Origin of the sequence: Alteribacter keqinensis (assembly GCF_003710255.1) — a bacterium.
Classification (GTDB): domain Bacteria; phylum Bacillota; class Bacilli; order Bacillales; family Salisediminibacteriaceae; genus Alteribacter; species Alteribacter keqinensis.
On the sequence record NZ_RHIB01000004.1, the window covers coordinates 145237 to 167217 of the forward strand.

The 21981-nt window shown below is 46.6% G+C and carries 22 protein-coding genes and 1 pseudogene; 19 read left to right on the top strand and 4 right to left on the bottom strand.

The window, feature by feature from the left end:
• The first annotated feature begins 102 nt into the window (after window positions 1-102).
• The 10 genes and pseudogenes from EBO34_RS19340 (at window position 103) to EBO34_RS19380 (ending at window position 7535) form a co-directional block, all read left to right on the top strand.
• Window positions 103-1695 carry a glutathione ABC transporter substrate-binding protein gene (locus tag EBO34_RS19340; protein ID WP_122901717.1) on the top strand — a complete coding sequence of 531 codons (1593 nt, stop codon included), beginning with the start codon at window positions 103-105 and terminating at the stop codon, window positions 1693-1695.
• An 80-nt stretch (window positions 1696-1775) separates the two neighbouring features.
• Complete coding sequence (locus EBO34_RS19345; protein WP_122901719.1) at window positions 1776-2324, top strand: GNAT family N-acetyltransferase; 549 nt, start codon at window positions 1776-1778, stop codon at window positions 2322-2324.
• A 36-nt stretch (window positions 2325-2360) separates the two neighbouring features.
• Window positions 2361-2996: a peroxiredoxin gene (locus EBO34_RS19350; RefSeq protein ID WP_122901881.1), complete on the top strand. Its 636-nt coding sequence runs from the start codon at window positions 2361-2363 to the stop codon at window positions 2994-2996.
• A gap of 243 nt (window positions 2997-3239) precedes the next feature.
• A complete protein-coding gene (locus tag EBO34_RS19355; protein ID WP_122901721.1) occupies window positions 3240-4013 on the top strand; it encodes a class I SAM-dependent methyltransferase in 774 nt (257 codons plus the stop codon).
• 69 nt (window positions 4014-4082) lie between these two features.
• Window positions 4083-4400, top strand: a pseudogene (locus EBO34_RS21000) (GNAT family N-acetyltransferase); the annotation flags it as partial.
• Between the two features lie 69 nt (window positions 4401-4469).
• Entirely contained in the window at window positions 4470-4838 is a 369-nt protein-coding gene (locus EBO34_RS21005; RefSeq protein ID WP_249414162.1) for a VOC family protein, read from the top strand.
• 92 nt (window positions 4839-4930) lie between these two features.
• A complete protein-coding gene (locus tag EBO34_RS19365) occupies window positions 4931-5656 on the top strand; it encodes a hypothetical protein (RefSeq protein WP_122901725.1) in 726 nt (241 codons plus the stop codon).
• Between the two features lie 194 nt (window positions 5657-5850).
• On the top strand, window positions 5851-6492 hold the full coding sequence (locus tag EBO34_RS19370) for a futalosine hydrolase (RefSeq protein ID WP_122901727.1): 642 nt from the start codon (window positions 5851-5853) through the stop codon (window positions 6490-6492).
• Window positions 6492-7328, top strand: a complete 837-nt coding sequence (locus EBO34_RS19375; RefSeq protein ID WP_122901728.1) for a 1,4-dihydroxy-6-naphtoate synthase — start codon at window positions 6492-6494, stop codon at window positions 7326-7328. The genes EBO34_RS19370 and EBO34_RS19375 overlap by 1 nt, the downstream gene beginning before the upstream one ends.
• Before the next feature lie 24 nt (window positions 7329-7352).
• Window positions 7353-7535 carry a hypothetical protein gene (locus EBO34_RS19380; protein WP_122901730.1) on the top strand — a complete coding sequence of 61 codons (183 nt, stop codon included), beginning with the start codon at window positions 7353-7355 and terminating at the stop codon, window positions 7533-7535.
• A gap of 60 nt (window positions 7536-7595) precedes the next feature.
• On the opposite strand, the gene EBO34_RS19385 is transcribed toward EBO34_RS19380, so the two are convergent.
• From EBO34_RS19385 to EBO34_RS19395, 3 genes are all read right to left on the bottom strand, one after another.
• On the bottom strand, window positions 7596-8042 hold the full coding sequence (locus EBO34_RS19385; protein WP_122901732.1) for a DUF4385 domain-containing protein: 447 nt from the start codon (window positions 8040-8042) through the stop codon (window positions 7596-7598).
• 211 nt (window positions 8043-8253) lie between these two features.
• The gene (locus EBO34_RS19390) at window positions 8254-8469 is read right to left on the bottom strand and encodes a hypothetical protein (protein WP_122901734.1); all 216 of its coding nucleotides are present in this window, start codon (window positions 8467-8469) and stop codon (window positions 8254-8256) included.
• A gap of 114 nt (window positions 8470-8583) precedes the next feature.
• Window positions 8584-9126, bottom strand: a complete 543-nt coding sequence (locus tag EBO34_RS19395) for a YusW family protein (protein ID WP_122901736.1) — start codon at window positions 9124-9126, stop codon at window positions 8584-8586.
• A 189-nt stretch (window positions 9127-9315) separates the two neighbouring features.
• Between EBO34_RS19395 and EBO34_RS19400 the strand changes: the two genes are divergently transcribed.
• From EBO34_RS19400 to EBO34_RS19425, 6 genes are all read left to right on the top strand, one after another.
• Entirely contained in the window at window positions 9316-9786 is a 471-nt protein-coding gene (locus tag EBO34_RS19400; protein ID WP_122901738.1) for a MarR family winged helix-turn-helix transcriptional regulator, read from the top strand.
• The gene (locus EBO34_RS19405) at window positions 9764-11158 is read left to right on the top strand and encodes an MATE family efflux transporter (RefSeq protein ID WP_249414157.1); all 1395 of its coding nucleotides are present in this window, start codon (window positions 9764-9766) and stop codon (window positions 11156-11158) included. The genes EBO34_RS19400 and EBO34_RS19405 overlap by 23 nt, the downstream gene beginning before the upstream one ends.
• Window positions 11159-11673: 515 nt before the next feature.
• Window positions 11674-13323, top strand: coding sequence for a PTS transporter subunit IIBC (locus tag EBO34_RS19410; RefSeq protein WP_122901885.1), 1650 nt, complete (start codon window positions 11674-11676; stop codon window positions 13321-13323).
• A 6-nt stretch (window positions 13324-13329) separates the two neighbouring features.
• A complete protein-coding gene (locus EBO34_RS19415; protein WP_122901740.1) occupies window positions 13330-14136 on the top strand; it encodes an endonuclease/exonuclease/phosphatase family protein in 807 nt (268 codons plus the stop codon).
• A gap of 475 nt (window positions 14137-14611) precedes the next feature.
• Entirely contained in the window at window positions 14612-15046 is a 435-nt protein-coding gene (locus EBO34_RS19420; protein ID WP_249414158.1) for an RDD family protein, read from the top strand.
• A gap of 230 nt (window positions 15047-15276) precedes the next feature.
• Window positions 15277-16752 carry a catalase gene (locus EBO34_RS19425; protein WP_122901742.1) on the top strand — a complete coding sequence of 492 codons (1476 nt, stop codon included), beginning with the start codon at window positions 15277-15279 and terminating at the stop codon, window positions 16750-16752.
• A gap of 109 nt (window positions 16753-16861) precedes the next feature.
• On the opposite strand, the gene EBO34_RS19430 is transcribed toward EBO34_RS19425, so the two are convergent.
• Window positions 16862-18634, bottom strand: coding sequence for a methyl-accepting chemotaxis protein (locus tag EBO34_RS19430; RefSeq protein WP_122901744.1), 1773 nt, complete (start codon window positions 18632-18634; stop codon window positions 16862-16864).
• A gap of 245 nt (window positions 18635-18879) precedes the next feature.
• Between EBO34_RS19430 and EBO34_RS19435 the strand changes: the two genes are divergently transcribed.
• The 3 genes from EBO34_RS19435 to EBO34_RS19445 all read left to right on the top strand — a co-directional run bounded on the left by EBO34_RS19435 (window position 18880) and on the right by EBO34_RS19445 (window position 21936).
• Entirely contained in the window at window positions 18880-20652 is a 1773-nt protein-coding gene (locus EBO34_RS19435; protein ID WP_122901746.1) for a transglutaminase domain-containing protein, read from the top strand.
• A 106-nt stretch (window positions 20653-20758) separates the two neighbouring features.
• A complete protein-coding gene (locus EBO34_RS19440; RefSeq protein ID WP_122901748.1) occupies window positions 20759-21412 on the top strand; it encodes a protoglobin domain-containing protein in 654 nt (217 codons plus the stop codon).
• 32 nt (window positions 21413-21444) lie between these two features.
• On the top strand, window positions 21445-21936 hold the full coding sequence (locus EBO34_RS19445; protein ID WP_283234603.1) for a methyl-accepting chemotaxis protein: 492 nt from the start codon (window positions 21445-21447) through the stop codon (window positions 21934-21936).
• Window positions 21937-21981 lie beyond the last annotated feature (45 nt).

The window sequence follows — 21981 nt, forward strand, 5'->3', positions numbered from 1 at the left end:
GAAAAACACATTATTATTTATAATTCCTACCTGTTTACTTGACTTTAACCTGAAATCTACTATAATCAGGTTTATTGAACAGACAGCTTAGGGGGTTGCACAATGAAAAAAGGGTTTTTGAGTTTACTATTTTTGACGGCGATTGCGGTGGGTACCGCTTGTGCCAGTGATGATGCGGGAGAGCTTGGAAGTGAGACAAACAATGGGGAAAACACCGAGTCCGCTGATAACGCAAACGACCTGACCATCGGCGTACCGAGTGACGCACAAACACTCGATCCTCAAGGGGGAAACGAGCACGCCACATTAAATGTAGGGCGGACGATATACGATACACTTGTTTTCACAGACGGCAGCATGGACATGCATATGAGACTCGCTGAAAGCTTCGAGCAGATTGAAGATACGACGTGGGAAGTGGAACTCCGTGAAGACGTTCAGTTTCACGACGGATCGGACTTTAACGCTGAAGCAGTAAAGGTAAACATAGAACGTCTCCTTGACCCGGATGTGGCTTCACCGGTGTCGTTCATGTTCGACATGATTACAGACGTTGAAGTAGTTGACGACTATACGGTACACATCCATACAGACATTCCATTTGCCCCGCTCCGGGCCCATTTTGCCCATCCCGGCGGACATATGATTGCTCCATCGGCAATCGAAGCGGATTATGAAGCAATGGAAGACGGCGCCGAGCCGGGGTCCTACATTAACCAGAATCCAATCGGAACAGGTGCTTTTACCCTTGAAGATTGGAATCCCGGTGAGTTTGTAAAAGTTACGAAGAACGAAGATTACTGGGGAGATGTAGCGAACGTCGACTCCATTACCTTTAAAGTGGTGCCGGAGGATAATACGCGTGTAGCGGAGCTTGAAACAAATTCCTCACAAATGATCTCCCACCTGAATCCGGACTTTATGTCCCGTGTAGAAGGAAACGACGACTTGAAAATTGCCACCCAGGAGAGTGTGAGCTTGTTCTACCTTGGCTTTAACGTGGAACAAGAGCCATTTGACGATCCTCAGGTAAGAACGGCGATCTCAAAAGCCGTGGACAAAGAAGCGATCATTGACGGTCTCTTAAACGGAGCCGGGCTTCCTGCAAAAGGACCGTTGGCGCCGCCGGTATTTGGTTCAAGCGACGATATTAAAGCCATTGAAAAAGACCTGGAGGAAGCGAGAGAACTTCTTGCGGACGCCGGTTATCCCGACGGGTTTGAAGCGACCCTGACCGTTGAAACGTCCCAGATCGGAAGCGATGTGGCGGAAAACATCCAAGCACAGCTTGAAGAAATCGGCATTGACCTGGACATTGAAACCCTCGAGCGCGGAGCATACGTTGATGTTGTGACCAACGCCCGCCAGGATATGTTCCTCGGATCATGGGGAACGGTAACCGGAGACGCGGACTACGGTCTCTATCCGATGTTTCACTCCAGTAACCACGGCATTGCCGGAAACCGTACATTTTACGCAAATGAAGAAGTAGATGCTCTCCTCGAAGAAGCCCGCAGCGGCACGGAAGAAGAGCGTCTCGCTCTCTACCACGATGCCCAGCAGCTGATCGTGGAAGATGCGCCGATGGTGCCCCTCTATCACACCGAGCACATGGCCGGCCTTCAAGACAATATCGAAGACTTCTACATCCACCCATCAAGCTTTTTCTACCTGGGCGATGTAAACGTCCAATAATTCACCTGACCCTGCTTTCGAACCTGGAAAGCAGGGTTTTTGCATTATAAAGAGAAATATTCTTACCGAGGTGAACAAAAATGCCAATTTTAACGAACAAAGACATAACCGTTGATCACTTGGAAAAAACGCACATTCCTACGCTCGCAAAGTGGCTGTCTGATCCCCGGGTTCTCGAATTTTACGAAGACCGTGACAACCCGTTCGATGAGGAAAAAGTAGAGCAGGAGTTTTTTAAAAAGTGGGAAAAAGGGGTTCACCCCTGCATCGTAAAGTGGAAAGGCGAGCCAATCGGCTATATTCAGTTTTATAAACTTGACGAAGCAACCCGGTCCCTTTACAAACTCCACGGAGACACGCCTGTCAGATACGGCATCGACCAGTTCATAGGAGAGCCCGGTTACTGGGGACAGGGGATCGGGCAGCTTTTGGTTTCAAGCATGACAGATTATTTGTTTGAAACAAAAAAAGCAGGCGCTGTGGTGATGGATCCCCAGTCAGGAAACCATCGGGCTCTTGCCTGTTACAAAAAGTGCGGGTACAAAAAGATCCGTTTTTTACCTCGACATGAATGGCATGAGGGAGCATATAGGGACTGCTGGCTGATTGAAAAAAGAGCAGAGTCATAGGGTTATTCAGGATGGAATAAGAATATATTGTCTGTGATGGAGGTGAGTGCCGTGGCCGGTAATCAGCTTACGGTGTATGACATTGACTCATGTGTGCCGCCTTTTTGTGCACAGATAAACGATCCAGCCCCGCTCTTTTCAGCGGAGGTTTATCATCCTTCAACAGATACAGTTGAAACGATTGCTTTGGAAAACTATGGCGGCAGGTGGGTTGTGCTCTTTTTTTATTCAAATAATTTCTCATTTGTATGTCCGACAGAGCTTGCAGCAATGGCCGCTCTTTATCCTCAATTCGAATCGTTGAATGCTGAAGTTTTAGGAATATCGACAGAAGGGGTTTTTACCCAAAAAGTGTCTGCTCAGATCTCGCCGTCGGTTTCGACCGTAACCTATCCACTGGTATCAGACCGCTCCCATTTTATCAGCCGGGCCTACCGGGTACTTAATCCGGCTACAGGAGCTAATTACAGGGCTACGCTCCTCATTGATCCAGAGGGGGTCATTAAGGCGAGGATGATTTATCCTCCTGAAGTGGGCAGGAATGCAAATGAAATTTTAAGGGTGCTTCAAGGGATTCAATATGGCATTGAAACGGGAGAAGGTGTCCCCGCCAACTGGGTTCCGGGAATGCCGGGGATCGTGAAGGATCCTGGCAATATAGGAAAAGTGTAAGTAAGGAGCTTTTTAATAAAGAGAGCGGCCATAAGGTTTCAGTCTGGACCTTATGAGCCGCTCTCCTTTTTCAGGTCTTATGTTTGTTAATCTGCATAGGTAATAGTGAGGTGTTCTCTATGCATGTGTACTTGATCACATGGGGTCAGGCACTCTGTTCATCGGTTCACACAGTACGTGTCGCTTCTTTGGTTATGGAATTTTATGCTAAACTTAAGGTATCTCACACATGGGGTTGATTGTATGGGCATCAATTTTCATGACAAGCGTAACAAAGCGAGCTATACAACAAGGGAAGCGGATCAGACTTGGAAGGATACAATAGAAAGGCTGGTTTCCCCAACCGGGCGTAAACATGCGGTGGATATTGGCTGCGGCGGAGGGATTTATACAAAAGCGTTAGCGGATCTTGGGGTACCGTCGGTGACGGGAGTGGATTTTTCTGAAGCGATGCTTGAAGGAGCCCGTGACAATTGCGGGGATGACCCGCGCATTCGGTTTCAAAAAGGGAGCGCTGAAAATACAGGTCTCAGTAGAGGCTGCAGTGATCTGGTGCTGCAAAGAGCGCTTATTCATCACTTAAGTGACCTTCGCCCGAGTTTTTTCGAAGCCCTGCGATTGCTGGGCGAGAGTGGGGTTTTCGTTGTCCAGGACCGCACGCCGGAGGATTGTCTCCTTCCAGGAAGCGAAAATCATATTCGAGGTTACTTATTTTCACTGTTTCCCCGTCTTGCAGAAAAAGAAGTAAGAAGACGTCATAGGAGTGAAAAGGTTTCCCTTGAGCTGCGGGCATCCGGATTCAGGCAAGTGGAAGAGCTCACCCTTTGGGAAACAAGACATCGCTACCCAGCAAAAAAGGAGTTATATGAAGACCTTCGTGCAAGAAACGGACGGTCTATTTTGCATGAGCTGAGTGATGGTGAGATTGAAGAGCTGATTTGTCATATTGATAAGCAGCTGCCTGACGGTGAGGTCATTGAAAAAGACCGCTGGACGATCTGGAAGGCGAGGGTTTAAATGCTTGTGGAAATTTTGGAGATTGAGAGAGAACGTGAAGAGGAAGCGAAGAATCTTGTATTAGAGGGAATGAAGGAACGCTTTGGCAGCATCGACCACTCACTGAATAAAGACCTTCAGCCGATCGGGGCATTTTATAACCGGACCGGGTATGTTTTTTTGACGGGTATTTTTGAGGGGAAGGTTGTCGGTACCGGTGCGCTTTCTTATGAATCCCCGGGAGTCGGGCGTATCGGACGGATGAGTGTAAAAGCCGGGTACCGTCGTCGGGGGCTTGCCCGGAAGATGCTTCGCCGGTTGGAAGAGTGGGGAGAGTATATGGGGTATACATCGTTTGTGATGGAAACAAATGAGGGCTGGACAAGTGCCATCGCTCTTTACCGAAGCAGCGGGTATAGTGTGGACTGTTACGAAGATGGCTGTGTATATTTTATAAAAAACGTGGAGGGGACGAATATGTCATTTGCATTTAAGTCGATTGATCACATTCAACTGGCGGCACCAAAGGGAAGTGAGGAGGAGGCCCGCCGCTTTTTTGCAGGGTTGTTGGGGTTTGAGGAAGTAGAGAAGCCAGAGGTGCTGAAAAAGCGTGGTGGTGTCTGGTTTGCTTTTGGATCCTATCAGGTACATATTGGGATTGAAGAACCGTTTGCGCCGGCCCAAAAAGCCCACCCGGCTTTTGAGATTGATAATCTGGACGGGCTGATAAAGCACTTGCACGAACATGAAGTTTCCTATAAAGAAGATGATGATCTCCCCGGGGCGAAGCGGATTTATATGGACGATCCGTTTGGGAACCGCATTGAAATACTGGAGTGGGTATAGGGTGCCAGGCACTGTGTTTATTGTTTCACACAGTGCCTGGCACTGTTTTTATTTTTGACAAGGGGGAATAGAAACGCAAGGGAGGGGCGGGTATGATTTATCTCGTTAGTTTTCTTTGTGTGGCCGGCTTCATTGTTGTTCATCTGTTTTCGAGAAACGTGACCTTTTTACATACGATTCCCCGGAGCAAAGTGCTCTCAGTGGCCGGGGGAGTCTCAATTGCCTATGTATTCATGCACATTCTCCCTGAACTCCACATGTATCAGGATGAGCTGCATACTAGTGAATTCCACCTCTTTGGTTTAGGGGATTATCATGTTTATCTGGCTTCTCTTCTCGGTCTGTCAGCCTTTTACGGCCTGGAAAGGATGGCGAAAGGGACGATTGAGAAGGGGAAGAGGGGGGAGGATGAGAATCCATGGGTGTTCAGGACGCACATTCTATCGTTCTTTTTTTACAATTTCCTGATTGGCTATTTGCTGCTGAGAGGGGAAAACCGTGATCCCACAGAGCTTTTCCTGTACTTTTTTGCATTATCTGTTCATTTCGTCTCCAACGATCACGCCTTAAGGCAGACGCACAAAGAAGAATACGACGTTTACGGGCGGTATTTGCTCGCTGGTGCAGTAGCAGCTGGGTGGCTGACGGGTATTTTTGTTGAAGTGAGTGAACACGGGGTTGCCCTCCTGTTTTCCATCTTGGCGGGAACGATGATTCTAAACGTATTAAAAGAAGAGCTTCCCGAGGAAAGGGAGAGTAACTTCTGGGCGTTCGGTGTCGGGGTTCTTCTTTATACCATTCTCTTATACGTGATTTAATGGGGTGATTCGTCACGGCTCGCAACCTAAATAAACGTTTGTTTAAAAGGTGAACGGTGTCGTTCTGTGGTGACAGGAAAGCTATTCAACATTTCACAAAGTACCTGGCACCGAACCTTTGATCTGCAGTTCTTTAAAAACGGCAGAACTACTGATAAACTGATAGTAGCGCCATTTACATAAGGAGAACGGCTATGACAAACATACTGATTGTAACATCTGTAGATGCAGAAAAAACAGCGGCAGAAGCCGGTCTTAAAGGGGATTCTCGTTTTCACGTCATTTCAGGTGGCGTCGGAATCGCTGCGGCTTCAGCCAGTACTGCCACGGCTTTAGCTGCCCGGTCATATAATTTGGTGATCAACATGGGCATCGGTGGGGGCTTTATAGGCAGGGCAGCCGTCGGTGATCTTGTGATCGCCACGAAAAGTGCGGCTGCTGATTTAGGAGCGGAGTCAGAGGGAGGCTTCATATCCATCGATGAGCTGGGCTTTGGATCCGCCGTGATCGAATGTGATGAAAAAGCAGGAGACAGCCTTTGGCAGGAGTGCAACCATCGTTTTTTACCCGTTCACAAAGGATCCGTACTTACCCTGTCCACGGTGACGGGAACAGCGGATACGGCGGACAGGCTCCTGGGCCTTTATCCGGATGCTTTCTGCGAAGCGATGGAAGGCTTTGGTGTGGCCACGGCTGCAAAACAGGCAGGCAGACCATATCTGGAAGTGCGGTCCATCTCAAACCCTGTGGGACCGAGAGACCGAGGAGCGTGGCAAATAAAAGAAGCTCTCGCACGATTAACTGAAGCAAGCCGACTCATGAAGGAGGTACTTTGATGAAAATCGCATACTCACCATGTCCAAACGATACATTCACGTTTCATGCGTGGGCTCACGGGCTCGTACGCGGAGCCGAAGAGATTGATGTCACGTATGCGGACATACATATAACAAACCACTGGGCCATTGATAAAACCGGTCCGGAAATCATGAAAATCTCCTATGCTGCACTGCCGTGGGTGCTGGACGATTACGCCCTGATTCCATGCGGAGGGGCGCTCGGGCGCGGATGCGGGCCGCTGGTGCTTACTGCAGAAGTAACCGATCCGGCATCTTTATCTGGTAAACGTGTAGCCGTTCCGAGTGAAAAGTCCACTGCTTATCTACTGTTCAAGCTGTGGGCTCTTGACCACGTGCCCGGAGGCGTCGGTGAAATCGAGATTATGCCTTTTGACGAAATTATGCCTGCTGTTCGGGACGGTAAAATCGATGCGGGTCTTGTCATCCATGAAGCCCGGTTTACGTATCAGAACTTCGGTTTAAATATGCTTACGGATCTTGGAGACTGGTGGGAAAAGGACACAGGGTTTCCGATACCGCTGGGGGCCATTATTGCGCGCCGGTCTCTTGATTTAAAGAAGATCGAAGGCTGGATTCGGGACTCTGTGGAATATGCCTGGGCAAATCCCGAAGCGTCCCGGGATTATGTTTTGCAGCACGCTCAGGAGATGAGTGACGATGTGGTAAAGGCCCACATCGGCCTGTATGTAAATGAGTTCACAAGAGACCTTGGTGAGGACGGTTACGCCGCCATTGAAGCTCTGCTCGGACGGGCGGCCAAAGAAGGCATCGTTCCTGAGTTTGACATGGAGAGGCTTCGGTTTTACGAGTGAAAAGTACAGTGAGGTGAAACATTAATGAAACTGCTTGAAAAATCACTGGTGCTTTTTTACGCTCTGTTTCTCATTTTCGGACAGATCGTCGGATTCGTGGTCGGCACGCTAATCAACGCGCTCTGGCTCGGAGCTCTCATGGGAATCGGTGTCGGGATCGGCGTTGGGCTCATGGTTCACGGGTTCCTGTTAATCAAAAATCAGTGATGAAATTCACAAAGTGCCGGGCACTGTGTTCAAAAATTCACACAGTGCCCGGCACTTTTTTTACCCGTACTTTTTCTGATGGGCTTTTTTCTTCTTGAGATACTCTTCATCTGTTCGGACAACCTTCCACTTTTCTTCAAAGATACGGGCAGACTCGGCTTTTTCCTCGTCGATGTCCCGTTCGTTGATCTTTCCTTCATCATCGTACTTTTTACCGCCTTTGTAATTGGCATAGCGCCGGGCACGGGTATAGCCCATCTGAATGAACTTGCGGGCCATGTCCATCCCTGCAAAGTCATCGACTTTCTTGTACTCTTCGAAAAGTTCATAGATCTTTTCGGAGGATTCCTTTGCAATGTCCGGTGTTTTAAACCGCCAGTGGGGAAGAATTTCGCTTTTATAGGGCTCGACGAGAAGGACTCCTTGTTCACCCCGGCCAACCCGGTATTTTTCAGGTTTTTTTCTGAAATCGGTATTGTCAAAGTCCAGATCATAATCAAAGGCCAATGGAGAGAACCTCCTTTTTGGGTGTATTATTCCCCTGCGGGGGTCGGGGTTAAACGAGGGAGGAGGGCAATTTTGAGCTAACTTGTTTAAATGGGATTCTAACTTGTTTAAATCAGTCCCTAACTTGATTAAAGGGCTGTCTAACTTGTTTAAATCAAACTCTAACTTGACTAAAGGCTCACCTGACTCGTTTAAAGCCGCTTCCCTTCACCTACCTCTTTATATCTTCCCGGAGTTTCTCCGCTTCTTCCGCCATTTGAAGATAGGTGTCGTCTTTTTCGATTTCAGCCACCTGGCGCATGATGTCTGCCCGATCCTTTAACGCCAGGTCGAGAATGGCCATCTCATTAGGTGTCACGTTCTCTAAATTGTACACACCATCGTCCGGTGTAATTTTGCCTGTTACCTCATTCATCGTTTTTTTCACGTGAAACGCTCCCTTGCTAAAATGAGTGTCCTCATAGTATGGCACAGGAGATGGAAGATTTCATCCAATAAGAAAAGCCGGATGCACGATGCAGCCGGCTGCTAAATCAGACAATTACTCGTCTTCTACTTCTACATCATCTTCATCAAAGAAGTCGATCTCAAGCTCAAACTCGTCATAGCCTTCATCCAGGTTAAAGGCATCTATGACCGCTTCGCGAAGCTCATCCTCAGACATGTCGCTGGATACGTCCAGGCTTGTCAGTGGACCTTCCATCTCATCCAGTGCTTCCTGACCGGACATTTCAATGTCTTCGCCGCCACGGGTATCCTCGATTTCAGCTTCCGGATTTCCATCGTTATATTCATAATCTGCTTCATACGTACCGTCGCTGTATTCCACATCTAATTCAAAGTCATAGAAAGTCAGGTCTTTATACCAGTCTCCTGTACCGCCGTCACCAGCATCATCTGAAGCACCATCATCATTCATATCGTCATCCATATCATCGTCCATGCCGTCGTCACCCATATCGGCATCATCTGTCCCATTTTCGTCTGCAGTACCGTTATCATCCATTTGATCGTCTTCTGCAGCTCCACAAGCCACCAGACCAATAGAAAGTACAATCGTTGCCAGAGATAATCCAATCTTCATGTTTTCATTCCTCCAGTGTCATATGTGTAAAAACAGGTTCACAGCCTCATCTTACCCCTGTTCGAAATCCGATAAACGAAACCGCCAATATTTCTTGTCCCGTAATATTAGTTACCTAAACAAACTTGTAGATAAAAGACCGTAATTATGGTTAAATAAAGAAGTATAATCATTAGGGGGCTAAGAAAAATGTCGAGAAAAATGGATCAGATGGTAGGCTATCACGTAAATCTTGTCTCCCATTTCCTTAAAAACCGTTATAATAAAAACCTTTCTGAGATCGGGCTTACCGTGTCTCAGGCGAAGGTTCTCTATCATCTTGTAAATCATGGAGCCCAGACCCAGTCTGACCTGCAAAAGCTCCTTTATGTAAAAGGATCAACGATGAACGGCATTGTTGAATCCATGTTGAAACAGCAACTTATCATAAAAAAAGACAGCACCGAAGACCGGCGCACAAAAGTGATTGAGCTTACTGAAAAAGGCAGGGCGCAGGAACAAAAGTTGTGGAATGTGATCAGTCAGCTTGACGATGACCTTACAAAAGGCATGAGTGAAGAAGAACAGAAACTGCTCATTTCCTGGCTGAAAAAACTTCAGGGAAACATTCATGAACAAACGGATGGAGGTAAAGAAAGTGACGCAAAAAGAACAGAGTAGACGCCTCGGAACGGAACCGATCCCGAAGCTTCTCAGAAATTTATCCATACCGGCCATGATCGGCATGTTCGTTATGGCCCTGTACAACCTCGTTGATACGATTTTTATCTCGTGGTTTGTCGGGATTGAAGGTGTAGCCGGGGTTACAATTGCCTTTCCGGTCATGCTCATTATCATGGCTGTTGCTGCTGCTGTTGGAATTGGCGGGGCGTCTGTTATTTCCAGGCGACTTGGTGAAGGAAGAGGGCATGAAGCAAATCAGGTGTTCGGTAACATCCTCACCATGATCATCATTTTCAGCGCCTTTGCCTTTATCGGTGCATTCACATACCTCGAGCCGCTTCTTAGCTTGTTTGGTGCCACATCAGAGACTTTGGGATATGCCATAGACTACATGTTTCCGATCATGCTCGGTACCATCTTTTTCTCTTTTGCCTTCACGACGAACGCAATTATCCGTTCGGAAGGAAACGCCCGGTTTGCCATGATGACGATGATCATTCCTTCGGTTCTGAACATTCTTCTTGATCCTGTGTTTATCATCTGGCTTGATATGGGGGTCCAAGGCGCAGCAATTGCAACTGTGATCTCCCAGGCATCTGTTACGGTTGTTGTGATCCGCTATTTCATGATGGGCAAAAGTACACTGGCTCCTTCTTTAGGTGACTTCAAGCCGGTGTACCGTGTGATAAAGGAAGTCGTGATCATTGGAATGCCGGCTCTTGTTCGGCAGGTGGCAGGCAGTGTCATGATGATTGCCATTAATGCCATGCTGCTTCGGTTCGGCACGGACTTTCACGTAGGGGTGTTTGGAATCGTTCAGCGGGTGGCTATGTTCACCCTTATGCCGATGATGGGTATTCTCCAGGGCATGCAGCCGATTATTGGTTACAATTACGGCGCAAAGCAGTATGGCAGATTAAAAGAAACAGTCTGGCTCGGTCTGAAAGTCGTTACAGTGTTTTCCGTTATGGTCTTTTTGCTGGTCATGATTTTCCCACACTGGTTTATGCGGATATTCACAGCTGATCCGGTGACCATTGAAGCCGGTTCTGATGGAATGAGGATCATGTTTGCCGCAGCCATTTTGATTGGTGTGCAAGTAGTAAGCGGCGGGATTTATCAGGCGCTCGGAATGGCAAAAGAGGCACTTCTTTTGTCCATGGCGCGTCAGGTTTTGTTCTTAATTCCCCTTGTATTGATTCTGCCTCACTTTTTCGGAGTCGCAGGGGTATGGCTGGCGTTCCCGGTAGCGGACGTACTTGCCTTTACGCTTTCTGTTGTTCTTCTTTACCGGGACCGGCGGATTTTTCTTGTAAGGACAAAAGAGGACGATGTGCAACCTGTGCAGAAACAGGCAGTATCTACCTGAAATGAATAAACGAACAGGCCGCTCCTCCAGGGGCGGTCTTTTGCGTTTGCTCTTCTATAGGTTGATGCTATGTGCACTTTATCATAAGCACAGTTATTATAGATGAAGCCTGCGTACACTGCGCTTTCCGCGGGGGCTCACCCTGGCGCCCACTTCCGCAGGAGTCTTCGGGTACTCCGGCTTCTTCATCCTTTTACGAAAAGCCACAATCTTTGCGAAAACAGCTTTTACGTTTGCCTGCAACAGGGGAAAAATGGATGATAATTATTCCCATTTAAAACTAAAGGAGGTTGACCCTTCGCGGCTTCTGCTGCAGGGGGATTTAAAAAGAAAAGCGCCTGGAAACACGTTGAATTTCCGCCCAAATACCCTCTTGCATTTTGAAAGCACTTCATTTACCATAAGTATATACATCAAGTGCAAGCGTTTGCACACAACTTGCGATTCAAAACATTTTGATACAAAATATTCAGTCATCCAGAAAGGTGAGAAGCACAATGGGAAAATTAAAAACCATGCCAATTCTATCTTTTGATTTTTGGCAAAAGTTCGGAAAAGCTTTACTGGTAGTGGTGGCAGTAATGCCTGCTGCTGGTATTATGATCTCGCTCGGTAAAGCCCTTGCGATGATCGATATTGATTTCGCTTTACTGCAAGCGGTTGCACGAATTATGGAAGATATCGGTTGGGCGATTATTACCAACCTTCATATTTTGTTTGCAGTTGCCATAGGTGGATCATGGGCAAAAGAGCGCGCCGGGGGTGCATTTGCTGCCCTGATCGCATTCATCCTGATGAACCGCATTACCGGAGCCATCTTCGGTGTAAACGAAGGAATGCTGAACGATCCGGCCGCAACAGTCCAGACGATGTTTGGCAGCGAACTTGTTGTAACTGATTACTTTATCAGTGTAATGGGTGCACCGGCCCTTAACATGGGTGTATTTATCGGTATTGTCTCCGGTTTCCTTGGGGCTGCACTGTTCAATCGTTTTTATAACTTTGACCGCCTGCCGCAGGCTCTTGCTTTCTTTAACGGAAAGCGCTTTGTGCCGTTTACGGTTATCGTAGGGTCTGTGATTGTTGCATTCTTACTTTCATTGATCTGGCCGATGGTTCAAACCGCTCTGAATAATTTCGGGGAGTGGATTGCCACGTCCCGTAACACAGCGCCGGTTATTGCACCATTTATTTTCGGTGCTCTGGAGCGCCTGCTCTTACCGTTTGGCCTTCACCATATGCTTACGGTTCCGATGAATTATACGGAGCTTGGCGGAACGTACATGATTCAGACAGGTGAAGCAGCGGGCCGTATCGTTGCCGGACAGGATCCATTGTGGCTCGCGTGGATTACTGATTTAAACAACTGGCTGGCGCAGGGAGATATGGAAGCATACAACGACCTTAAGGAAGATGTGGCTCCTGCCCGCTTTAAAGCCGGACAGGTGATTACATCTACGGCTGCTTTAATTGGTATCGCGTACGCCATGTATAAAAACGTTGACGAAGATAAGAAAGCAAAGTATAAATCTGTCTTCCTTTCAGCAGGACTGGCCGTATTTTTAACAGGTGTAACAGAGCCGATCGAATTCATGTTTATGTTTGCGGCTCCTGTCCTTTACATCATTTATGCTATCATGACTGGAATGGCATTCGCAGTGGTTGACTTGATCGACCTCCGTGTTCATTCATTTGGAATTATCGAGCTACTGACACGTACACCGCTCATGATTAACGCGGGTATTGGACGTGATTTGATTAACTTTGTGATTACATGTGCCGTATTCTTCGGACTGAACTACGGTGTTGCCACATTTATGATCCGCAAGTTTAACCTTCCAACACCAGGCCGAAATGGTAATTACATTGACAACGGGAAAGAAGGTTCATCTCCAACAACTGCCACAAATGAAGATGGCGAGGATAATTCACAGGCAGCACAGGTGATCGCACTTCTTGGCGGCCGTGATAATATTGAAGACGTGGACGCATGTATGACCCGTCTTCGTGTAACAGTAAAAAATCTTGAAGCTGTTGCCGATGAAGGTGAGTGGAAAAAGAACGGAGCTCTTGGGCTGATCAGAAAGAACCGTGGTGTTCAGGCGATATATGGTCCAAAAGCAGACGTATTAAAATCTGATATCCAAGACCGACTAGGAGCGTAATAACCTATGAAACTATTGACTCTCAACTGCCATTCCTGGCAGGAAGAGAACCAGTGGGAAAAGATCAGAACGATTGCAGAAGTAATTGATCAAAATGACTATGACGTCATCGCCCTTCAGGAAGTGAGCCAGCATGTTCATGCAAACAAGCTCTCCGGCGGAGTAAAAGAAGACAACTTTGCCTATGTACTGATCAAAGAATTGAAAAAGAGAGGGAATAATAACTACACAATGGTGTGGGACGTGGCTCACCTCGGATATGATGTTTATGAAGAGGGCCTGGCCATTCTCACGAAGCATCCGGTTACAGCTACAGAAAGCTTTTATATAACGGAAAGTGAAGACGTATCTTTCTGGAAAGCCAGAAAAATTGTCGGAGCCACGATCCGGTATATGGAAAGGGAGCTGACCTTTTATTCCTGTCACCTCGGCTGGTGGGGAGATGACGAGGAGAGTTATAAGAATCAGGCTGACCGGCTGGTGGAGAAGGCAAGTGAACATGATGTATACTTCCTCCTAGGGGATTTTAACAATGATGGGTCAACGGACGGCGAAGGGTATGATTACCTCATGTCTAAAGGACTGACGGATACGTACACCGAGGCGGTCACCAAAGATAATGGAACCACTGTTGTCGGTGACATTGCCGGGTGGGATGGAAATGAAAAAGGACTTCGTATCGACTATATATTTACGAATGTGAGCCTGCCCGTCCACGGATCGACTGTTATTTTTAACGGAAAAAACAGACCGGTCGTCTCTGACCACTTCGGAGTAGAAGTGATCGTGGAGGCCCCACTGCCGCAAGTATAGGAATAAAGTGTCTCAGAGGTGCTGCGTGCACCACCTGAGGCACTTTTTTTATGAAAGGACTCTGGTGTTGATTTCCGCTCATTCCACTTTCCGCGGGAGGGCGCTTCCTCTGAAGTACTCCCGCTTTTTCCTCTGCCGGTTACATTTATTTGCGCCTAAGCGTACGAACACATACGCGTCTCTTTTGATGATCTGCATCCTTTGATTTTCACAACGCATCCCGCGGAATTGAACGGAAAACTGACACTCCTGCGGAAGTGCGAGACAGGCGAGACCTTACATCGCACTGGGGAGGCTCGGCGCGAGTCCGCGGAAAGGGAGCGTATTCCGTTCAATGAAGCTTAGAACATCGGTAAGAGGTTGAGAATGGCCCGAAATTACAGCCTTATAAAAAAGCTTTTACGTTTAACAGATGTAGGCAAAAGGTATTAGAACTGTATATGCATTAATCATTGAAGCACTGGAGGCGGTATAGGTGGAGGTAAACAATCCAGCAGGGTTCTGGAGGCGGACAGGCGCCTGGATTATGGACGCTTTTCTAATCAGTTTTGTCGTAACAATCATTACTTCTTCGATGGGTATTACGTTTTTTGATGAAGGCATCGGGTATCAGTCTGTTCAATTTCCCATCCAGGCAGGCTATCTGATTGTGCTGCCGGTTCTATGGTATGGCTATACGCTTGGAAAGAAAGCGGTACGGGTGCGGACTGTGAAGACTGATGGTTCACAGGTGACCTGGGGTGTCATGATTATCCGTGTCGTCATCGGTCTGATCCTCTACACAGTCTCTTTCGGCATTCTTGTCATTGTAAGTGCCATCATGGTCGCGGTAAGAGCAGATAAAAGAGCCATACATGATCTGATAGCAGGAACCTATGTTACAAGAGATCTGCCTCAAGAATTAAAGTGATAGGTTATCGACAATTGAAGAATACGGTAGCTAATCGATAAAGGGATGGAAGAGGATTCAACTGTAAAAGGCTTTATACCTTGTGATGTAAAGAATTAATATGTGTGAGCATATTACTAGAAAATATTATATGAAAATTATTATAATCTAACAATAGATATAAAGAAGGTCACCTTCTTTCTCGAAACCATACTTATCATCTTTACTATTTTGAAGGAGGCTGTGCACGAATGGAAAACAAGAAACTGACCACAAACCAGGGTGTCCCGATTGAGGATAACCAGAATTCGAGAACGGCAGGCCAGAACGGCCCGACACTGCTGGAGGATTATCAGCTCATCGAAAAACTTGCGCACTTTGACCGTGAACGCGTACCTGAGCGTGTTGTACACGCCCGTGGTGCCGGTGCACACGGTGTCTTTAAAGTGAAGAACAGTATGAAGCGTTACACGAAAGCGCATTTTCTGCAGAATGAAGGACAGGAAACGCCTGTCTTTGTGCGCTTTTCCACTGTAATCCATGGTACGCATTCTCCTGAGACTCTCCGAGATCCGCGAGGGTTCTCTATCAAATTCTATACAGAAGAAGGAAACTATGATTTTGTAGGAAACAACCTTCCCGTTTTCTTCATCCGCGATGCGATGAAGTTTCCGGATATGGTTCACTCGTTAAAACCTGACCCCCGGACCAATGTTCAGGATCCTGATCGTTACTGGGATTTCATGAGCCTGCGTCCGGAATCAACAAATATGATGATTCATCTGTTCTCAGACGAAGGTATCCCGGCATCCTACCGGAACATGCGGGGATCTAGTGTTCATGCTTTCAAATGGGTAAATGAATTTGGAAATATGACTTATGTGAAACTCCGTTGGGTACCGAAAGAAGGCATCAAGAATCTTTCTGCAGACGAAGCGGAAAAAATTCAGGGTGAAGAATTTAACCATGCAACAATTGATCTTTACAACGCAATTGAGGATGGTCATTATCCTGAGTGGGATCTTTATGTCCAGTTTCTGGCTCCGGAAGATCTTGATAACTATGACTTCAACCCGCTGGATACCACCAAAGACTGGTTTGAAGAAGACTTTCCGTATCATCATGTTGGAACAATGACGCTGAATAAAAACCCGGACAACGTTTTTGCGGAAACAGAATCTGTCGGTTTTAACCCGGGAGTGCTTGTACCTGGTATCGAGCCATCGGAAGACAAAATGCTTCAGGGACGTCTGTTCTCCTACTCTGACACCCAGCGTCACCGTGTAGGACCAAACTACCTCCAGCTTCCGATCAACTGTCCTTTTGCGAAAGTGAACAATAACCAGCGTGACGGATTTATGCCGGTCGGCCAGCAGACAAGCCGTATCAACTATGAGCCGAACCGCTATGAAGATACACCGAAAGAAGATAAGTCCCAGTCTGAGTACCGGGCTCCTGTTGAAGGGGTAACCGGCCGTCAGCCCATTGAAAAGAAAAATGACTTCGGCCAGGCAGGCCATGTATGGCGCCGCTATTCCAAGGAAGAGCAGGAGGCTGTGATCCGTAATTTAACGGATGACCTGAGCGAGGTAGCAGAAGAAACGGTGCTTCGAGTTGTATGTAACTTTTACCGCGCTGATGAAGAGCTTGGGAAAACCCTTGCTGAAAAACTGAATGTGGATATAACACCTTACCTTGAAGCCGCCCAGCAGCAAAGCTCAAAATAATGTGAGGATACAAAAACTGCCGTTCCAGAAGGAGCGGCAGTTTTTTATCGTGGAGGCAGATGATTGACCGAAAAGGCCGGTTTTTATCTTTTGAATCAACCTCTTAATTTTATGCTGATTTTTGCTTTGCTGCCTCCGGACTAATCTCAAGTTTTTTTGATGAAATAGATTCTTCACGATTTGATTCTGTATATTTAAAGTGCTCGATTTCTTTTCTCAGATCCTGGGCAAGAGAGGTTAATTCACTGGCGGATTGCGTCATCTCGTCACTCTGTTTCACTTGATGGTCTACATGGCCGGAGGCATTTGTTACCGTCTCCATAGACTGGGTGGATGTATCGGCCATTTGTTGTACCGACGCATTAATTTCTTCTGAACTGGCTGACATCTCTTCAGAAATTGCCGACATGTCGGTCACACCGGTTGACAAGGCTACAATTTCTTTTTGAATGGAAACAAACATGGTATCGAGTTTTTTAATTAACGCTGTCCCTTCAGAAGTTTCTTTTGCGCCTTCCTCAATTTTCTCCAGAGAAGCATCCATATTCGTCTGGATAGACGTAATCAGGGATTTAATTTTACCGGCGGAGCCTCTCGTTTCTTCTGAAAGCTTGCGCACTTCTTCAGCAACTACAGAGAAACCTCTTCCCGCATCACCTGCTCTGGCCGCTTCGATGGCAGCATTAAGTGCAAGAAGGTTTGTCTGGTCAGCAATATCGGTAATCATTTGGATAATCTGGCTGATCTCCCTCGAGTCGTTACGGAGAGCCGTTACCTTCTCAGCGGCCTGCTCAGAATTTACATTAATTTTTTCCATCTGGCTTACACTCTGGTCCACTAATTCCTGACCCTGGGCGCTTGTGTTGCTTACATCCACGCTTCGTTCGGATAAATCACCGGCGAACTCGGCTACACGCTGAATACCCGCAGTCATTTCATCCATTGTCTGGCGGATTTCTTTCGAGGAAGCCAGCTGATGCCTGGTACCTTCTGTTATATACTGAAAAGCCTGGTCCATTTCCAAAGCGGACTGGTTGGTGGCAGTGGCATTTGTATTCATTTTAATGGAAGATTGCAACACGTTGCTCGAACTGGCAGCAATCCTGACGATCAGGGCCTTCAGATTCAGCCCCATTTTATTAACAGAGGTGGAGAGTTCGGCCATTTCATCTTTACCATCATCGTTAAGCAGATCAATTGTCAAGTCGCCTTCAGCTACTCTGTTGGCAAAGGAAATGATCGTTGGAAGCTTTTTGAGAACCCTCAGATAAAGAGTGATAAACGTAAATGAAATGAGAAACAGAAACAGAGCTATGATGATTGCAGCTACCATAAGTAAAAGATTCATGTGGGCCTGAGCGCCGTCTGCTTCGTTGGAGGCCCGGGTATTAACGATTTGCTGGAACTCTTCGACCGGCGTCATGATCATAGACTTCTGCTCTTCGTAAAAGTCGTTGAACATCAGGTCTGTTGCGGTTTCAAGATCACCTGACAGTCCAGCCTGAAGGGCAGTATCCTCGGTACTGACAAGAGCATCGGACATTTGACTGGCCTGTTCCAGTAAGGCAAGCTCCTCCTCGGGAGTGTTCATTTCTTCCAAACGGCTGATAACAGCTTCTCTGGTCTGCGTTTCATTTACTTCTCTCCAGTAATTGTCGTAGTAGACCGTGTCACCTGTAACAGCAAATTGTCTGGCCTGGTTTGTAAGATAATCGGATGCTGCCGTAAGTTCTGCTCCCAGCGACTGCCACTCTTTTTCACGCTCAGTTGTCCCCGTATACTCCTGGATACTCTGATAAAAAGAAATCAGTACGAAAACCATTGCTGCAGCTAAGATGAGGGATAAGGCTCCTAACCATTTAAATAACGTGATAAATTTCAAATTGATCTCTCCTTTTTGCTTCTTATGGGATGGAATCCAGATTCCGGCCGTCTTTCATTTTTATCGCCACAGCATGCAGATGATTCGATAGTAAGAACATAATTTGAATATAGTCACGGGTTATTAACAAAAAACAGTAAATTCAACATATAGGAAAAATAAACTAAAAGTTGGTAGAATGATAGGAGGATTGCCTTTAAACTATAGTTAATAAGTATCGAAATTCAATAAATTGGAGGGGGAAGATGGGGTATTTTCAAAAGAAAGCCTGGCTTCTGACGGCATCTTTGGTTGTGCTTGCGGGTTGCAGCGATGAAGAGGAAGCTGCTACAGAAGAACTGACACATACGGGTGCCACAGAGGAAGAAACAGAAGAAAAGGAAGAGGAAACGGTTCTGGCAGATGAGGAGATTGAACGGCTAAGTGCCCAGGCGGGGGTTGAGACAAAGCCTCAAAATCTGGCCCGCTATGCCGGAGAGATCGGCCTTACCCTCACATCTCCTGTATACCAGGAATATGCAACGAATAATAAAGTTAAAATTGAAGGCCATATTGAACATACGGAGAACCTTCAGAGTGAGCGGATGTGGTTAAACATCAGGTACACAGGAAATAAGGACCTTCCGTATAACAACACGATGGATCACTATATTCCCATTGAGGCTGACGGTTCTTTTTCCAAAGAGGTTCTCCTCCACGGTGGTGAAGGGGACCACCGGGTGATTGTCCGGGCTCCAAGTACGACAGAAGGAGAAGAAAACCGTTATTATGATGTAACGACACTAGCTGTTGCCAAAATGTCAGATGAACTAGATAGAGAAATTGAAACAACCGCTTCTGCTTCTGAACACGAGCTTGTGATTCATCAGCCGGAGACCGGGCTGATTGAGGCAGACGGCACCTTTACTATTTCAGGAGAACTGCCACTGGCGGAAGATGATCACAGTCTGATCGCTACTGTAAAGGGAGAAGGGCCCGGTGAAAGTGAGGATTTGAGGATCGGGATTGAAAATGGAGCGTTCCAAAGTGAGATCCCTCTTTATTTCGGTGAAGCCTGGCACGAAATCACTTTAAGCGTGTACAACCCTGAAGATGAGCTTTATTATGAAGCGGCGACCATCTTTGTTTATAATCAGTCAGATGAACAATTTGCAGAGGTGGAGTATTTCCGTGATTACTTTGACCGTGGTGTAACATTAACCTATCCGACTGCATTGAAGGCGTTAACTCTTTCTGAAAATACATACCGTTTCGCCGGTGAAATCGACCCTGACATTCCGGGAGCTGACGAAATTGAGCAGATGATTGTAACAACGGAATTCGAAGGGGAAGAAGAAGCGACATATTATCTTCCGGTAGAAAACTACCAGTTTGACGGGGACGTATGGCTCCGTTTTGGAGAAGGAAAATACGAGATTACCGTCAGTGTGCCGGATCTTGAGGATGAGGAAGAGAACTTTTTCAGGTATAAGGGAGTCGCCCGGTTCAAACATCAGGTAACAGGGGTCGAAGATGAGCGGAGTCTTCTGCCTTCAAGGGGGATTGAGTCGGATCATGAAGACATTCAAAGCCTGGCTCAGGATTTAACAAAAGGACTTGATTCTGACCGTGAAAAAGCGAAGGCAGTCTATGACTACCTCACCAATAACATTGCCTATGATGTGGAAAAATTCAACGAACGTCTGTTTGAGCTTGATGACAGTGCGGTAAAGACCCTTGAGCTGCAAAAAGGGGTTTGTCAGGACTATGCCTTTCTTGGGGTTGCCCTTCTCCGTTCCATCGGTATGGAAGCCAACTACGTGGGCGGTATGGCGACAACCGGTTTGATGTCGAGGGAACGTCATGCATGGGTAGAAGTTAAGGTAGACGGTGAATGGATTGAAATGGACCCAACCTGGGGAGCAGGGTACATTGACAGTGAAACAGATGAGTTTGTCTTCCGCTATTCTGAAGACTACTTCGATCCTGACGAAGATTTCCTGAGCAGCACCCACAGCAGACAGGAAATTATGTATTAAGGTGGCTGTATCAATTTTCTTTTAGAAAAGAGCTGAAGATTAGGATATAGGAAAGCTTTGAGATTCCTCTTAGGGAATGTCAAAGCTTTTTTGTATTCTCCTGTAATTGAACACCACATTATCACTTTCTACTGAAAAAGAACTCGGGATCATAAGAGGGATTCAGCCTTTTATCTCTACCCATATCGAAACAATCGTAGACCAGTTTTACACAAACCTTTCCACAAACAGCGGGCTCACAGATATTATTAAAGACCACAGTTCCTTTGACAGGTTAAAACAAACCTTAAGAAAACATATTGAAGAAATGTTCAGCGGCACTATTGACCAAAGCTTTATTGATCAGCGGATAAAGATTGCCAGGGTCCACGTAAAAATCGGCCTGGAAACAAAGTGGTATATGTGCGCTTTTCAGGATTTACTGCAGTCTGTGGGGCGAGTATTGGAAGAGGAGGTTGCCGATCCCAATCAACGTTTTCAGGCACTGCTGGCAGTTTCAAAGATCCTGAACATTGAGCAGCAGCTTGTACTTGAAGCGTACGAAGCAGAGAATGAAAGACTCCGCAATGAAGGGTTTGCTGCCGAAGAAGCCTTGAAATTAAAAGTCAGTGGAACATCTGAAGAGCTGGCAGCTTTGTCTGAAGAAACAAGTGCTTCCATTGACGACTTAAGGAATAAAGTAAAAGTGGTGCTGGAATTCAGCCAGACAGGAGCCGGTTCTTCAGGCAGGGTGGATACCCTCCAAAAGAAGGACAGGTAAAGTTAAACAAGCAGTATGAGCAGATTAAAGAAATCCGAAACCATATGGATGAAATTTCTTCAGAAATTGATTCACTTAAAGAGATGTCTGAGAAAATAAACAACATCGTTTCCATTGTTCAATCCATTGCCGACCAAACAAACCTCCTTGCGTTAAATGCAGGTATTGAAGCCGCAAGAGGGTTCAACGTGGTTGCCACGGAAGTAAGGAAGCTCGCAGAGCAAACAAAAATCTCCGTAAGCGACGTCTCCGGTCTGATTGCGCAAATAAAGGAAAGAGTGGGAACTGTCTCAAACTATGCAAAACAGATCGAGGTTCTGGTTGAAAGCAGTAACGGGGGACTGTCAGAAGCGAGTGAGTTTTTCAGTAATATTGTTCGTGAAACAGAACAGGCCCGTGAACAGAATACCAATGTTGAAAAAGAACTTTCCGGCGTTTCGTTTGTGATTGATGAGATGAATGAAGCGATCCGCCAGCTGGCAGTCACAGCTGATCATTTGAATGATGAAACGAGTACACTTTAACTCTGTGTCAAAAAGAACAGGATGACCCCAAAGGTCGGTTTTTAC

Coding starts and splice junctions, on each gene's coding strand:
- EBO34_RS19340 (WP_122901717.1), top strand. CDS start 103: ATGAAAAAAGGGTTTTTGAGTTTACTATTTTTGACGGCGATTGCGGTG.
- EBO34_RS19345 (WP_122901719.1), top strand. CDS start 1,776: ATGCCAATTTTAACGAACAAAGACATAACCGTTGATCACTTGGAAAAA.
- EBO34_RS19350 (WP_122901881.1), top strand. CDS start 2,361: ATGGAGGTGAGTGCCGTGGCCGGTAATCAGCTTACGGTGTATGACATT.
- EBO34_RS19355 (WP_122901721.1), top strand. CDS start 3,240: ATGGGCATCAATTTTCATGACAAGCGTAACAAAGCGAGCTATACAACA.
- EBO34_RS21005 (WP_249414162.1), top strand. CDS start 4,470: ATGTCATTTGCATTTAAGTCGATTGATCACATTCAACTGGCGGCACCA.
- EBO34_RS19365 (WP_122901725.1), top strand. CDS start 4,931: ATGATTTATCTCGTTAGTTTTCTTTGTGTGGCCGGCTTCATTGTTGTT.
- EBO34_RS19370 (WP_122901727.1), top strand. CDS start 5,851: ATGACAAACATACTGATTGTAACATCTGTAGATGCAGAAAAAACAGCG.
- EBO34_RS19375 (WP_122901728.1), top strand. CDS start 6,492: ATGAAAATCGCATACTCACCATGTCCAAACGATACATTCACGTTTCAT.
- EBO34_RS19380 (WP_122901730.1), top strand. CDS start 7,353: ATGAAACTGCTTGAAAAATCACTGGTGCTTTTTTACGCTCTGTTTCTC.
- EBO34_RS19395 (WP_122901736.1), bottom strand. CDS start 9,126: ATGAAGATTGGATTATCTCTGGCAACGATTGTACTTTCTATTGGTCTG.
- EBO34_RS19400 (WP_122901738.1), top strand. CDS start 9,316: ATGTCGAGAAAAATGGATCAGATGGTAGGCTATCACGTAAATCTTGTC.
- EBO34_RS19410 (WP_122901885.1), top strand. CDS start 11,674: ATGCCAATTCTATCTTTTGATTTTTGGCAAAAGTTCGGAAAAGCTTTA.
- EBO34_RS19415 (WP_122901740.1), top strand. CDS start 13,330: ATGAAACTATTGACTCTCAACTGCCATTCCTGGCAGGAAGAGAACCAG.
- EBO34_RS19425 (WP_122901742.1), top strand. CDS start 15,277: ATGGAAAACAAGAAACTGACCACAAACCAGGGTGTCCCGATTGAGGAT.
- EBO34_RS19435 (WP_122901746.1), top strand. CDS start 18,880: ATGGGGTATTTTCAAAAGAAAGCCTGGCTTCTGACGGCATCTTTGGTT.